This window comes from Corynebacterium sp. AOP40-4SA-5 (assembly GCF_052377355.1).
In the GTDB taxonomy this organism is placed as follows: domain Bacteria; phylum Actinomycetota; class Actinomycetes; order Mycobacteriales; family Mycobacteriaceae; genus Corynebacterium.
In genome coordinates, this window is sequence record NZ_JBQSWS010000009.1 from 1 (window position 1) to 14,917 (window position 14,917).

Here is a 14,917-nt window from a genome sequence, read left to right on the forward strand (position 1 = left end):
CATGTCTCCATCCTCCTAGCGAGAATTTTCCGGGCTACCTCGTCCGGCAGTGCAGCATTGAACTTCAGCCCGTACACCGCCTTTGGGCTAACGTAAGGCATCGGGCGCTGCTGCGCAGGCATACCGTCGTACCAGTCGATCCTTTCGCGGATGGTCGCCGGAGATTCATCGGGGAATACGCGTAGCCGGTCGTATCGACCAGACTGGTCCAGAGGCGCAAGCTGAGACCCTGGCGCGGTAGCGTCGGCTGCCGCCGCCGGATCGAATCCACGGGAGGCGGAAGCGCCGAGGGCGGCGATGAGTTGGTGATTCCGGCCGGTCCCCGCCCAGTCCCACCATTCCGCCTGGTCCTTGTTTCCGTGCCCATTCGGCAGGTAGATGGCCTCGGAAGTGGCGCCAACGGTTGGCGACCACCACTGACGGACGTCAGCGAGAGCTTCTGCCGCGCGCGAGGTCAGATGTAGGCCTGCCACGTCTTCGCCGAGGATCACCCTGCGCATGCCCTGGGACACGGCGTACCCGAACGACGGCCCCGATGAACCCCACCGGGCCATACCCGCAGTCGTTGACGGCTCTACATGCACGACCTTGCGGTTGTAGTCGATGTGGTTGATTTTCCAGTTTCGCCCGGCCAAGGCGATGACCATGGCGGATTGCCCGCCGCCGAAACCGTCGTCGCCCTCCTGCATGGAGGCGATCAGTCTGTCCTCGACCATGCCGATCTCGGTGCGGCCGTCGAGAACAGTGAACAGGGGAGGCGACGTGAAGGCAGAAAGGATGGACATGAAGTGGCGGCGGCCGAAAGCCTTCTCTGCCGCCTCACCGATGAATGCCATCTCTCCGTCAGTCTCGAGCATGCCTGTCTCGATGAGATGGTCAAGGATCTCCTGGGCATCGCATTCGAGCACCTCGGGATCCATCAGCTGAGTGCCGGCCCAGATCTCACGCCAGGAGCTGGTGTTGATGGCACCAGCGGACAGCGCGGCGGCAAGCAGCTGCTGCGCGGCGATGTGGAGGGGAACGGGCGGTGGTTCGACGGGCTCGACGAATCCCTCCGCCCACGCGGAGAGCAGCCCCATCGTCTGGAGGAGCATCGTGTCCACGTCGCCACGGGTCCCTTCCGACGGCAGGGCGATGAACAGGCAGTTGCGGGACGTGCCGGCGCGGCGACCGGTTCTTCCGAGCCGTTGCAGGAACGACGAGACAGTGCGCGGTGCGCCGACCTGGATCACCCTGTCGAGGTTGCCGATGTCGATGCCGAGTTCCAGGGTCGACGTCGCCACGATGATGCAGTCGGTCTCGTCGGCGAAGGCGGCCTCCGACCGGGCGCGCTCGGACGCGGACAAGGAGGAGTGGGACAGGAAGACCTTCACATCCAGTTCATCGAGCAGATTGCCCAGGACCTCCACGTTCTTCCGGGAGTCCACGAACACCAGTCTCTTCTCACCGACATGCAGTCGGGAAAGCAGGGTTGCGACCTGTGACATGTCCTGAAGCCGGTCAACCCGGATCTCCGGGGCATCCGCAGCCAGAGCAGGGGACTCTCCGGCGCCGGGCAGGATGACGCCGGGGGCAATGACTGCTCCGGTGCGGTCTGCCGCCGCACGGGCGCCACCCTGCAACCACTCCAATAGGTGCTCGGGGTTGCCGACGGTGGCGGACATCCCGATGCGCTGAAAGGGCCGGCCGACGGCATGCTCGAGCCGGGCGAGGACGGCTGAGAGATGCCATCCGCGGTCGTCCCCGGCGAAGGCGTGGACCTCGTCGATGATGACGGTCTGCACGTCGCCGAGGAACTCTCGGTGGTTGACCCCGGTGGAGACCATCATCGACTCCAGCGATTCAGGCGTCGTCAGGAGGATGTCGGGTCGCTCGGTGGTCTGCATGCGACGCCGTACCGAGGTACTCACGTCCCCGTGCCAGACACCGACGGTTCGCCCCATCCATGATCCGTAGAGCCGCAGGCGCTCCTCGAGGTTGTTGAGCAGTGCCTTCAGCGGGCAGATGTACAAGACGGACACCCCGTGCCAGTCTTCACTCGCCATCCGGGACAGGACGGGGAAGGACGCTGCCTCAGTCTTGCCGCCCGCGGTCGGGGCGAGCAGGAGCGCATCCTGGCCCTCCACCAGCGGGGCTACCGACTCTTCTTGAAGTGGGCGCAGACCGGGCCATCCGAGGGTGGAGACCACATGGTGCTGGAGGGTCGGGTGTAGGCGGTTGAAACCGACGTTGGAAGACATCTAGGTCCACTGCTCCAAGTCTTCTGTCGCGTTCGGTGGGTTTCGCGACAGCGAGGTGGTCCACTGCAGGATCCCCTCGTTCTGCAACCTCCCGATCAGGACGATGGGGGCGACATCCAGCGCCTTGGCGTGGTCGTCGATCCATCGACGATTGATGCGACCAGTAGGCTCCGGCGTGCCGGAGGGGAGGATGAGGTCCGCCGCCAGAGAATCGGCTGCTCTCTCGGCGGTTGATGTGGATGATTGCGGATCTTCAGTTCCGAGCTGCTCGATCAGGGCCTGGTCAGGTCCTCCTACGTGTCCAAGGAGGAGGTGGGCGACTTCGTGCATCAGCGTGAAGAAGACCTTGTCGAGACGCTTTCCACGTCCGGAGAGTCCGATGACCGGTTTTCCCTCGTCGATGAAGGCGCATCCGTCCAGTTTGCTGTGGGGGAACGACTCCACGTAGACGAGCCGGACCCCGACCGCGGCGAATTCCCGTTGGAAGTCGGCCAGCGCACCGGGTTCACGCAACCGGTGGGTCAGAGATTCGGCCAGTCTGCGGAGTGCAGCACTGTCGTAGGTCGAAGCTTCGATGTCCCGGGCCTTCAGCCGGACGCACGCAGCCCAGGATCGTTGCCTGGTGCTCACGCTCTCATCCTCGTTGCTCCGCCGCGCAGCGAACTGGATGTCGGCGTCGCCGTCGAGTGCATTGGGGCCGAGAAGAGTTCGGATGTCCTGTTCCTGCTCCTCCGGGCTACCGTTCCTCACATAACCTCGCTCGACGAGGAGTCTTATCGGGGCGATGGTGCGTAGGCGGGAACGACGTTCGACGTCGCTCAAGCTCGCTGCCATCTCGGGGTCTTCGTTCTGCTCGTGGAGGAGGTAGGCGTTCTGGAGGTTGAGCCAGAGCTCGGGGCTCGTACCGAGGGCGGTGGCGATCTGTGCAGCTGTGGCCCGCGTGATCTCCTTCTTCCCGTTGACGATATCGGAGACGAGCTGAGTCGGTCGGTCGATGATGTCGGCGAAATCTGCGTAGCTCCAGCCACGGATCTCGAGTTCGTCGGCGAGGTACTCGCCGGCGGGGAAGACTTCGGCGAGGTGGGTGTCAGTCATGATGTTCACCAGCTCTGAGTGGTTTTCACGGTAGATGATTGTGGTGGCGGGGGGGAGTGCGGCTACTTGTAGTGGTCCGACAACTCGAGGATGATGACCGTTCTGCCGTCGGCATCGGTTCTGAAGCGAAGGATGAGTCTGTACTGGCTGTTCAGGCGAATCGAAGAGGTACCTTTGCGATCGCCCGAGAGCTTCTCGAAGTGCAGGGCCCTGTAGTTGTAGAGGTCGCGGTCATCTGTGGCCTGGGCGAGGAAGTAGATTTTCTTGCGGTACGCCTTGAGCAGCTCAGGTCCCCACTTCGTCGGTCGGAACTCTCGCTCGGTGGCTGCCCGTCGTAGGGACTCGTCGGCGTACTCTATGCGCATCCTCATCCTACATGCTCGACATCACCCTTACGGTGATTGACTGTATGTGACTTGGCTAGGTTCGTCAAGGGTCGTCAAGGTCCAGCTGAGACGGCCAGAGGAGCTAGAAGCTGATCGCGTCGGGATCTGCGAGCGAAGCATCTGCCGGGGCAGCGGTTCGAGCGCCAGGTTCCCCATCCGCCACCTTCACCGTGTAGTCCGCCCGCGGATCGAAGTCCGCGTGCAGTTCCACGCGGTCGAGCACGTCGACGACGGTGCGCAGGAAGATGCGCGGAGCTACACCGACCCGACCACCGAGCTCGCCGGCCACGGCGTCCGCGAGGTCGGCGATGTAGGCATCGTCCACGGCGGAACCGACTCGGGAGGCCACCTCCGGAGCCAGGCCATCGACGAAGATGTCGCGGACCCGGCAACCCACCGCCACCAGGCGCTCATGGTCGAAACTCTGCAGGCGGACCTGCACGTCACGCGGGTTGTCCCACCGCGGATCGCCGGAGAAGTCCACCCGCAGTCGGTCGTAGAGCGGCTGCAGCCGCTTCACGCCCTGCCCGCCCTCGAAGAAGGCCGTCGTCCCGGTGATCAGCAGGTACAAGCCGGGGTAGCGGTCGTTGCTGATCTCGTCGAGCCACTGCCGCAGCGCATTCAGTGACTTCTCCCTGGTGTCCGTGCGCATGCGCTGCAGCGTCTCGACCTCGTCGAGGACCAGGAGCAGGCCGGACTGCCCGGAGCCACGCAGGATCTCGACAAGACCACGAAGGAACCCGGTGGCGGTGAACTTGTCCAGCTCACCCTTGATACCGGCGTACCGCTTCACCGAGGCGCTCACGTTGCTCTGCCCACCGAGCCACGCGGCCAGGCCGTCGGCCATCTCCACGTCGTCGTCCTCCACCGCGCGCAGGTAGCCGCGCAGTGCAAGCGGGAACACCGGGGCCACCTGGGCCACCGAGGACAACCGCTCGTCGATGACGTCGCCTCGGTCGCGCCCGGAGCTCTCCGCGTCCAGGTCGACCGCCGCCAACCAGGCGTCCAGCACGTCACGGAATGCACGGGTGGGGGAGGCGGTCGTCCGCATCTCCTCGGTGGTTCGCCGGTACACGGTCTCCAACTTGTGCAGGGGAGTGTCCGTCTCCGAGATCTGCACCTCGGCGACGGCGAAGCCGGCCTGCAGGGCGTGCTGCTCGATCCACCGGGCGGCGAAGGTCTTGCCGGCGCCGTACTCACCACGGATCGCCTTGAACATCCCGGCACCACCGGCCACGGAGGACAGCTCCTCCTCGATCACCGGCCCCAGGTGGTCCAGGCCCACTGCGAGCTGGTCGAGCCCTTCGGCCGGCACGGTGCCGCGGCGCAGGGCGCCCAGGATATTGCGTCTCCTGGCAGGTGAGAGCCCGTCACTGGAATGCCGTCCCATGGTGTTCTCCGTTACCGTCCTGTCGTGGTGCGTCGGTCAAGGCCGAACTGCTGGATGAGCTGTTCGGCGTTCAACGTGATGTCGCTGCCCCGGTTGGAGAGCACCTCGACACCGTCGATGTTCAGGATACGTTTCAGCTTGGTCAGTGCGCCGCGGAACTGGATGTTGCTCAGTCCCATGATCTTCTGCAGCTGCACCCGCGGAATCGTGTTGTTGTTCGCGCCCATGGTGCGCAGGATGCCGGCGATGCTGGCTGCGTCCTGGTCACGCAGCTGGACGTCGTCGACCTGAGCCTGGAAACCGGGGTTGCTCTCCAACCCGTTGAAGAGCACGGGACGAGATGTCGTGGGGGCGACGTCGATGCTGAACAGCCCGTCCTGCGGGTCGGTCTTCTTCGTGGTCGTCGCGGCAGGGGCTTCGACACCGGTGTCGCGGGTGCCGGCGCTGATGGTCACGAAGTCCTCGCGCAGCTCCCACCAGGACGGGTGGCGCATGGTGTCGTCCATCTGCACCAGAGGCATGGTGTCGCGGGTGCGTTCCTGCAGCTGGTCCGGCTCCTGGCTGAGCACGATCACGGGGATGGACGCTTCGGCCAGGGCGAGTCCGCCGTGGTAGCCGGCCTTGCGCGCGGTGTAGCGCAGGTCCTCGTCGACGGCGAGGACGGCACGGTGGTCGTCGGTGAGGACGCGGTCACCGTGCACGGCGACCTCCTGGTCGGTGACGTCTGTGACTTCCGAGCTCTCGAAGCCGTCGGCGGCTGGGTAGCGCCACCGGGCGCTGTTGCCACCTGCCTGGGACGGGGCGCTCTGGCGCCGGTCCACGATGTGACCGTGGTCGGATACCAGCACCACGGTGCGCCCGGCACGCGCGGCAGCCTGCAGCAGCGAGTGCAGGTGGGTGATGTCCGGCACGGACCATTGCCGGTCGATCGGGTCGGACTTGTCCAGGGCGTCGTCGATGGTGTTCAGCACCGCGGCGACCAACGGCTGACCCGCCGTGTCTTCGATCATGCGGGTCACACCGTCGCCTGCCTCCACCTCGAGGCCACCCTTGTGCAGCAGCGTGGCGCTGCCAGGGTTGCGCAGGCCCTTGGTGGCTTCCCGGTACCACTCGGTGAGCCCGCGCTTCTCCACGTCCTGACCACCTGTCGCGGTAGTGCCGGAGAGCAGGCTGGCGCGCGACTTCGTGGTCACGGTGGGGTAGATCGCCAGTGCGGTGGCGAGTTCCTCGTCCTCCGTGGCCATCTCCTGCCACCGGCCGTGGTAGCTCTTGTCGATCGATCCGAGCAGCTGGTCGGCCGCTGCGGTGGACATGCCGTCAAGGACGAGCAGCAGGACGGGACGGGTTGCGCCGCCGTCGACGAGCAGGGGGCGCACGATCCGGTCGAGGACGTCCTCGACGAGCAGGGTCGATCCGGCCAGCCCGCGGGAGGCGCCGGAGCGGGACGCCACGGCGGCGAAGGTACGGTCGAGTTCCTGGACGCGGGCCCGGGCACGCTCGGCGATGCGCCGGGTGACCTGGTGCAGGGCGGGGGAACTCTGTTCGCGCCATGCTGCGTTGATGCACACGTTCAGCCAGCTCAGGGAGGTGCGTTGGGTGTGCAGCCATCCCGTGAGGGTGGACGGGAGGGCATCCGTGGAGCCACCGGCACCGTGTTCCCACTGCCAGATCCTCAGGGCGGCCTCGGCGCTGACGATGTCCCTGTTGCGTTCGGGGTCGCCGGCGTCGCGGTGGGCGTGGGCGGAACGGATCGCCGCGTAGGCGCAGCGCTGGGGCTGCTCGTTCGTGGCAGGTGCGGCAAGGGATTCGAGGGCCGTGGCGATGCGTTCGATACGCGCGGCGAAGCCACCGGGGCACACCGAGGACCGGTGCAGCAGCGCAGCAGCATCCAGCCGGGAACCGGTGATCTCGCGCTCTGCGGTGCGGATCACCGCCTCCATCGAGTCCCTGGACCGCTCGGCGCGGGTGACGGCGGAGACTGCCGCGGTGGACCAGCCCTCGCGTTCCTCGGCGGTGGTGGCCGTGCCGGTACGCGAACGGAAGGACACGGTGGCGTCGTGGCGGATCCGGGACTCCTCCTCGGACGCGGCAGGGTCGACGACGAGGATCTCGGTGATCAGACCCCAGGCGAGCAGCCCGTCGGGCCCGTTCGTCGTGAGGTAGCGCATCGCCGCGCTGGCACGGGAGCCGAGGGTGCGGGCGAGCCAGTTCACGGCTGCGGTGTGCACGGGCTCGGGGAGTACGGTGGCACAGTCGTTCCACCGGGACACGGCATCAGGTGCCGCCGACCACTCGAGGACGTCGGTGAGGGTGATGTCGCGTACACCGTCGGCGTTCAGGGCCTTGAGCCCCAGCCCGGTGGTCAGCAACTGGGCGGCGAGGTGGTCCGGGGTGAGCACTCCGGCGGGTGCGGGGGTGATCCCGCCGCCGCGCGAGTCCAGGAAGGTCAGGGTGTCGGGAATGTCGCCGACTGAGATGGTGCCCGGCAGGATGCGGGTGGCGGAGAACGCCCCCAGCAGGCTGCGGCTCGGGTCCACGACCTGGACCGCGCCGTAGGGGGTCAGCCGGTCGCGTAGGTCGGCGACCAGGTCGGCATCGCCCAGGGGTGTGATGATGAAATGCCAGGGCACTTCCGCATCCAGTCTGGTCAGTGACCATCGCACCGCCAGCGGGGTGTTGGCCTGGTGCACGGCGACGGCGATACCGTTGGCTCGCCTGTACTCGGCGGGGCCGCCCCAGGGGTCGGGGCTCTGGATGATCACCACGGCCCCGTCGTACTTCTTGGTGGTGAGCAGGTCGATCTGTTCGTCGATGTCTCGTTGCCGGACCTGCAGCCGCGGGATGTTCATTCAATGACCTCCACGGTCACGCGGACCTTGGGGTTGTCGCGCAGCAGGTCGGAGAGCCTTGCCCCGAAGGACGTCACATTGGCGGTGGTGATCTCCTCGTCGAGCAGGTGGCCCGGGGTGGTTTCGGGTCGCGGTTCCGGTTCCGGCTCGATCTGCTCCGGCTGGGCCGGCTCAGACTCAGGCTCGGGTATGGGCGCAGGCGCGGTGGACTCCACGATGATCGCGGCCTCCCAGGTCGAGCGCTCGGCGAAGAAGCGTTCCACGGCCTTGGTCACCGGCGCGGTGAACTCGTGCTCGGCCAGGGCATTGCCCAGGTTCTCCAGGATGAGGCGGGCGCCCTTGTCGTCACCGCCCTGGTGGGAGGCGGCGTAGCGGGCGGGGACGGACAGCGGGGTCGACCCGTTGGCGGTCAGCAGCTTCAGGGACGCCGCCGCCTGCTTCGCACTGCTCACACCCGCGGTCGCCTCGGAGATCGTGGCCCCGAGGATCTTGTCTGGTGCGGTGCGGGCGCCGGCGAGATGGTCCACGATGGCCAGCGCATCGGCCCGGTCACGGTACAGGGCGGCCAGCAGGTTGCTGGTCTCGTCCGCCAGCCGGGAACGCTTGGTGGCGGCGTTGGCCCCGAGCTGCCCGGAGACGGCGCCGAGGGTCTCGCTGTAGCGGGCGGCGTCGAGCCGGTGCTCGTCGACGGCCTCGGTGACGGCGGACTGCAGGGAGCGCAGGTTCGCCGCGGTGCAGTGGCTGCCCACGAGGGTGCCGAAGAGCTGGCCTGCGACCTCCAGGGCGGTGTCCCAGGCGGCACGGTCCGGCAGCACGACGGGCCGCAGTTCCATGCGGTAGTCGAGGTTGCGGAAGGTCGGGGCCTCGATCTCGCGGGAGTGGTCCACCCAGGAGCGGTTGGTCATCGCCGCCCACGCGCACACGTACAGGTCGCGGGTGAGGTCGGTCAGCCCGGCGTGCGGGTTCAGCGAGGCCACGGCGTTCTGGACGGCGAGTACGCTGACCGACTCCTCCAGGTTGTGCCCGGCGGCGCGCAGTGCCTGGGGGATACCGGTGGTGATGGTGGACCCGGCGTTGTCCGCGGAGAACACCAGGTGCGACTCGTGCACGGTGGCGAAGTCCAGGGCGGGCAGGACGGTACGGCAGATCTTACGGGCGTCGGCGGGGATGTCGGCGCGGCCGTCCTTGTGGGCGGCGGCGGCACGCAGCACGTCCACGACCTTGCCGGCGTCGGCGCGGGAGATGGACCGGTCGGTGTCGTAGTCGGGGTGATCAGGGTACTTCTGGGTGAAGAGCCCGGAGATGAGCTTGTCGGTGGCGTCCGACAGGGACATGCCCGTCTGCTTGGAGACGTTCAGCGCGGGGTCCAGCGACTTCAACGGCTCCTGGCCGATGGCGAACTCCTCGCCCTTGTCCACGCCGTAGACGCTGTTGAGCCAGAGGGACAGCTGGTTGGTCAGGGACGCCTGGCGCTGCTTGAGCATCTGGCGGATGGCCTCACGGTCGTCGGCGGCCACGTTCACGGTTCTCACGACGACCCGTTCCGCCGGAACTCCTGTGGCTTTCTCCGCTGGGTCGGCGAAGTCGTTGCCGGCATGCATCGTCAGATGCTTGAAGACCGGGCGGTCCAGGAACGTCTCCCAGTTGTCCCGGAGGTCTTTCCACATGCCATAGGTCGAGAACTTCGCGATGATCAGCCGGGAGGACTCGACCACGGTGTAGGGGAGGTTCGCCTCGATGAGGGAGGCCGAGATGGCGGTCAAGGCGTGCGTGATGTCCAGCCCGGATTCATCGAGTTTCGGCCGGGCGAGGTCATCGATGGTGACGTTGTGTACCTGCCGGAGCCATTCGACGAGACTGTGGTTCGGGGTGGCCTCCTGGGTGGTGTCCACCTGGACCTGAAAGCGGGCGTTGCCCCGGCCTCCGACGATCTTCACCGGGATGAGGAACAACGGTGCCAGTGCGGTAGAACCTGCGGAGTTCTGGTGGACCATGGCGCCGAGGGTGAGGTACAGGTTCGAAGCCCCGGTCTCCTCGGTGTAGGTGCGCACCTGGCGGTTGAGGGTACGGAACCACGAGCTGTAGCGGGCGTCCGATAGATCGGCGTACACCCGATTCCGTGCCGTGAGGTCATCGGCGACCTGCTCTGAGGGCAGGTCCGTCATTTTCCTGATGCCTTGGAGACGGCGGTTGTCGCTGACGTCGTCGACAGGGTGGACGGCGATCTTCTGGCCGTCGTGGATCATGTCGTCCAGGTCTGCCAAGGTGCCTGGGGCAAGTGTGAAGTCAAGGACCTCGGGTCCCGTACGCATGTTCAGCAGGCGGTTGCGCAGAGACAGGTCGAGAAGCTCACGTTTCCACTTCTGAACGCGCGCGGGACTCGGGTCATCGGTGTCACTGTAGGCGCCGTCGTCTGAGTTCGTCCCGAGGTCGGGGAGGGTCCATGTCCCCGTCGTCGTGCTACCGACGGAACCGGCCACCGACCTGGTTTCCGTAGCAGTGGCGTCAGCCGTGGTTGCCGCGGCGGACGAACCGATCGAGCTGTCGCTGAACGGGTGGATTCCGTCCCGGTGGGAGCCGTAAACGTCGATGACGCCGTGGACGACAGTGTCCTCGAGGGTTTTCCGGGATCGTTCAACCACTTCCCGGAAGGCCGAGCCGGCGGATTTGTCATAGAAGACAGCATCGATCGGCAGAAGTCGACCGCTGCGGATGTAGTTGTTGATCACCGTGGGTTCTGTGATCACCGGGGTGGGCAAGGGATCCGCGGTCATCAGGACCCCGGCCATGGCATGTCCGGGAATCATGATGACGACCGGGTGCAGTCCGCATTGCTCAGCCACCGCTCCGAAAGCGACCGAGAGGTCGATGCAGGTTCCTAGTCTCGTGGTGAGAACTTCGGAGGACCTCCTGACCCTTTGGCCGGTCTGTTCGAAGGAGGCAGGGGGATTGATGTAGCGGATATCGTGACCCCGGAGTGCCTCGAAAACCGCTGCGGCGATCTCGGTGACGCGGACAGCTCCTGCCTGGTAGCCGTCTATCGACGAACTGCCGGTGTGCTCTTCCAACAGATCGCCGACCGTACTCAGCAGCGGGGTGACGCTAGCCGAGTTCGGTTGGACGAAGGCAGCCAGGGACTCGTAGTACAGCGGAGAGTTGAACCATTCGTCCGGCGCCAGGACCTGGAGGTCGACGGTCTCCTGGGCGAGTTCGTCGCCCAGCTTGACCGAGATCGTCAACTCGCCGCCACGCGCCTCGGTCGACTCGAGTGTCCTTGCCACGGGGACGCGGGTGAGGTCGTAGGGCTCCAGGAAATTGGTCGTTCCTGGGTCCATGGAGGGCAGGGTGATGGGGCCACTGGTGAAAAGTTGATCGCCGTCGACGCTTGCGTGCACGGAGATCTCTCCGACGGGTGTCGGATCCGCGAGCTCTTCGTCGGAGTCGACGAAAATGTGCTGGACGACGGGAATACGGTTGTTCGCGAGCGCGTAGTTGGTGACTCCCATGTAGTAGACGGAGACGGACACGCCGCCGACTGTGAGGTCGACGCGGTTGTAGAGCGAGGTGGAAGGCATCCGGGGTCTTTTCTGCTGTGGCGGAGCGCTGTATGGCGGCACAACGCCGGTCATGTTTTCCCATAGTGTATCTGTTGGGAAAAATAGTGGTTCCGGTGCCGGATTATCGACGCGACGCCGATTGAGGTGATTCTTGCGACCCGAACGAGGGGCACCGGGGTGTCGCCGTGCGGCGACAATTGCTATTGTCGTCGAATGACGACAGTGACTGTCCATCATCCCGACGACCTCGGCCCGGAGCTCCGTGAAGTCCGCCTGGAGAAGGGGATCACCCAGTCCGCACTCGCCGAGAAGGCGAACGTGGGACGGCAGTGGCTGAACGCCTTCGAGTTGGGGGACAAGTGGACTGCCCCGTTGGACATGGTCTACCGGGTTCTCAGCACCCTCGAGGTGAGCGTGGTGATGGATCCCGAATCGGTCGCGGCACCTAACTCGTACGACGACTTCGTCGACATTGGCCTCATCGTCGACGGGCTGGCGAAGCCGTGAGTCCGAATGTCACCCGGCTGGTCGAGATGAATGGGCTTTTGCGCCGGGGGTTGCCCAGCCCCCACGAATTCCTCTCCGTCATCCGTTCCGGCGGACAGTCCGGGGTGGACAGCGGAGCGCTCGACGCGGCCAGGGCCGCCGGGGTCGCGACCACCGGCTGGTGTCCGGCCGGCGGTTGGGCGGAGGACCGTCCCAGCGCCCCAGGCCTGCTGGTGGACTACCCGGAACTGTCGGAAACCCTCTCGGCAGATCCCGCCCAGCGCACGGAATGGAACGTCCGCGACAGTGACGTGACGCTGATCCTCACCGGCACCGGGGCGTCCTCCCCGGGGACCGCGCTCACCGAGCGGCTCGCCGCCGGTTACGACCGGCCCTGTCTGGTGGTCGGCGCCGGGGGAGCGCAGGATGCAGTCACCTGGCTGCGCGGGTTGCGGGCGGCTGCGGGGAGGGCCCTGGTGCTCAACGTCGCCGGGCCGCGGGAGAGCGAGTGGGCGGGAGCTTACGCGACGTCGTCCGGGCTGGTTCACGAGATTATTAATGCCGGTCAACCTCGGTGAGGGGACACAAGGTAAGCTTCCCACAGTCTTAAACCCGTTATGTCGTCAACACCACGATGGAGAGCACCGTGACCGACTCCTCCAAGCCCTCGGACAACCCGTTCCCGGATTCGTCCGACAATTCCGACGCGCCGCAGGTGCCCGAGACCCCTGAGACCCCTGAGACCCCTGAGACTCCCGAGGCGCCCAAGGGCCGCTGGTCCGGCATGGAGACCCCTGAAACCCCCGAATCCTCCGCCGACCAGCAGGCCCAGGCCTACGGGCAGGGTTACGGCCAGGGTTACGGTCAGTCCTACGCTCAGGGCTACAACCAGAGCTACGGCCAGGAGCAGTCGGTCCCGGGATACCCGGGCTACCCCGGCAGCGGCGATTCCCAGGCTGCGCACTCCGCCCAGCCCACGCAGGCCGCCCCGGGCGTCCAGCCCTACCCGGGCGGACCCACCCAGCCCGGCGCCTACCCGGCCGGTGCGTCCTACCCGGGCGGCTACCCCGGGCAGGCCGGCTACGCCTCGCCGCCGGCGTCGCGGAAGTCGAAGGTCGCCGCGGCACTGTTCGCGTTCTTCCTCGGCGGCTTCGGCGCCCACAACTTCTACATCGGCAACAAGGGCAGGGCCATCGCGCAGCTGGTCATCCTGCTCGTCTCGTGGGTGATCATGATCGGCGGCTACGGCCTCATCGTCGCCAGCAGCGAGACCTACACGACCATGACCGGCAGCGTGTACTACGACAACGACGAGACCCTGCTCGGCGCGGGAGTGCTGCTCATCCTCCTCAGCTCCGCGATGATGTTCGCGCTGTGGGTCTGGACCATGGTGGAGTTCGTCCTGATCCTCGTCGGCAGCGGACGCTACGCCCGCGACGCCGAGGGCTACCAGCTGTCCTGACTTGAGGTCACCGGAGCTGGCCACCTGACCTGCGGCGCCGCTCACCCCAACGCGGGGAGCCCGTCCTTGTAGATCAGCCCGTGCACGCCGGTGGTGATGTCCACGACCTGCGACAGGGCGAAGTCGGAGGCGGCGGACAGGTAGGCGTAGGCCACGGCCCGCTCGATGCCGAGGTCGGTCTCCAGGAAGTCCAGGGCGTTGACCACCGCCCGGCGCATCGCCACGTTCAGGTCGCGGTCGGAACCGTTGACCAGACCGTCAGGGTCGGAGAGGCCGATGGGGATCCAGGCGTCCCCGGTCTCGCCGAAGGGGTAGGAGAACGCGACCGAGGGGGTCGAGCGGTCACCCTTCTTGCACACCGTGAGACGGAACGTGGTGCGCAGCGAGCCCTCCATGGCGGTCAACGCGACCTCGCCGTCGCCCATGCCGTGGTGCGGGTCGCCCGTGTAGAATAGGGCGCCGTCGGCGAAGACCGGCAGGTAGAGCGCCGAGCCCACCGCGAGGTGCCGGATGTCGATGTTGCCGCCGCCGAGCGTCGGGGGGATGGAGTTGCGGCTGTCGTCGGTGGGGCCGCCGCCGTCGGTGGTAGCCACGCCCATCATCCCCATGAACGGGCGCAGCGGGAAGCTCAGCTCGAGCTCCCCGGAGGTCATGACACCGCGACCGTCGTGTGCGCGGGTGAACACCGAGATGTTCTCACCGGTGCCGTCGGCACCGACCGGCGGCATGACCTCGTCGAGGCTGATGCCGTCCGGGGCACCGCCGTCGGGGAGCTGACGCAACGCGCCCTTGCCGTGCCTGCTGGACACCACACCGTAGGGCACGCGCAGGGCCGTCTCCAGGGTCTCGACCTTGAGGACGTCGCCGGGTTCGGCGCCCTCGACGAAGATGGGGCCGGTGACCACGTGGGGGCCGTCCTTGTCGAAGTCGCGCGGTGTGCGGTCGTAGTTGGCGGCGATGTCTCGCGCGTCGTCGAGGACCTCGGCGCGGTCCACGCCCTGCTCACCGAACCAGGCGTCCGGGTCGCGTCCCTGGTCCTCCATGATCCCCTCGTGGCTGACGGTGTCCACGGTGACGGTCTGCCCCGAGCGCATGCGCAGCACCGGTTCACTGTCCGTGGACGGCAGGTAGCCCCACAGCACCTTGTCGACCTCCGAGGGCAGGTAGTGGTCGGCCTGCAGCGAGCCGGTGCCCGGCTGCAGGATCTCGCCGGACGCTCCGGGGGACGCCGTGCCGGACGCTCCGGGGGACGCTGCGGCGCCCGGTGCGTCCTGCCCGCATGCGGTCAGGCCGGTCGCGGCGCCGGTGGCGCCCACGGCGCCGAGGGCCGAGGCGATCTGCAGGAAACGGCGGCGCCCGAAGGTGCGGGACAGGCGGTCGGCGGTGGTGGCGGGGGAGGGGGAACCAGGTGTAAACGTCATGTATACCGACGGTATCGGCGGGGTGTTGACA

At 66.8% G+C, this 14,917-nt stretch carries 10 protein-coding genes; 3 read left to right on the plus strand and 7 right to left on the minus strand.

From position 1 onward, the window contains the following. From ACT3S3_RS07120 to ACT3S3_RS07145, 6 genes are all read right to left on the minus strand, one after another. The coding region (locus ACT3S3_RS07120) for a DEAD/DEAH box helicase (protein ID WP_444626491.1) at window positions 1-2,240 on the minus strand (2,240 nt) is incomplete at its 3' end. After that, entirely contained in the window at window positions 2,241-3,335 is a 1,095-nt protein-coding gene (locus ACT3S3_RS07125; RefSeq protein WP_444626493.1) for a HigA family addiction module antitoxin, read from the minus strand. A 62-nt stretch (window positions 3,336-3,397) separates the two neighbouring features. Beyond that, window positions 3,398-3,700 carry a type II toxin-antitoxin system RelE/ParE family toxin gene (locus ACT3S3_RS07130; RefSeq protein WP_444626495.1) on the minus strand — a complete coding sequence of 101 codons (303 nt, stop codon included), beginning with the start codon at window positions 3,698-3,700 and terminating at the stop codon, window positions 3,398-3,400. A 103-nt stretch (window positions 3,701-3,803) separates the two neighbouring features. Then, a complete protein-coding gene (gene brxD / locus ACT3S3_RS07135) occupies window positions 3,804-5,111 on the minus strand; it encodes a BREX system ATP-binding protein BrxD (RefSeq protein WP_444626497.1) in 1,308 nt (435 codons plus the stop codon). Between the two features lie 11 nt (window positions 5,112-5,122). Further along, window positions 5,123-7,960, minus strand: coding sequence for a BREX-2 system phosphatase PglZ (gene pglZ / locus ACT3S3_RS07140; RefSeq protein ID WP_444626499.1), 2,838 nt, complete (start codon window positions 7,958-7,960; stop codon window positions 5,123-5,125). Further along, complete coding sequence (locus tag ACT3S3_RS07145) at window positions 7,957-11,535, minus strand: DUF4011 domain-containing protein (protein ID WP_444626501.1); 3,579 nt, start codon at window positions 11,533-11,535, stop codon at window positions 7,957-7,959. Before ACT3S3_RS07145 ends, pglZ begins: the two co-directional genes overlap by 4 nt. A gap of 195 nt (window positions 11,536-11,730) precedes the next feature. On the opposite strand from ACT3S3_RS07145, the gene ACT3S3_RS07150 reads away from it, so the two are divergent. The 3 genes from ACT3S3_RS07150 to ACT3S3_RS07160 all read left to right on the plus strand — a co-directional run bounded on the left by ACT3S3_RS07150 (window position 11,731) and on the right by ACT3S3_RS07160 (window position 13,465). Next, window positions 11,731-12,024, plus strand: a complete 294-nt coding sequence (locus ACT3S3_RS07150; RefSeq protein ID WP_444626503.1) for a helix-turn-helix transcriptional regulator — start codon at window positions 11,731-11,733, stop codon at window positions 12,022-12,024. Then, window positions 12,021-12,581, plus strand: a complete 561-nt coding sequence (locus tag ACT3S3_RS07155; RefSeq protein WP_444626504.1) for a putative molybdenum carrier protein — start codon at window positions 12,021-12,023, stop codon at window positions 12,579-12,581. The genes ACT3S3_RS07150 and ACT3S3_RS07155 overlap by 4 nt, the downstream gene beginning before the upstream one ends. A 68-nt stretch (window positions 12,582-12,649) precedes the next feature. Then, a complete protein-coding gene (locus ACT3S3_RS07160; protein ID WP_444626506.1) occupies window positions 12,650-13,465 on the plus strand; it encodes a TM2 domain-containing protein in 816 nt (271 codons plus the stop codon). Window positions 13,466-13,506: 41 nt separating this feature from the next. Here the strand turns inward: ACT3S3_RS07160 and ACT3S3_RS07165 are convergent, their stop codons facing one another. After that, window positions 13,507-14,886: an acetamidase/formamidase family protein gene (locus ACT3S3_RS07165; RefSeq protein WP_444626508.1), complete on the minus strand. Its 1,380-nt coding sequence runs from the start codon at window positions 14,884-14,886 to the stop codon at window positions 13,507-13,509. Window positions 14,887-14,917 lie beyond the last annotated feature (31 nt).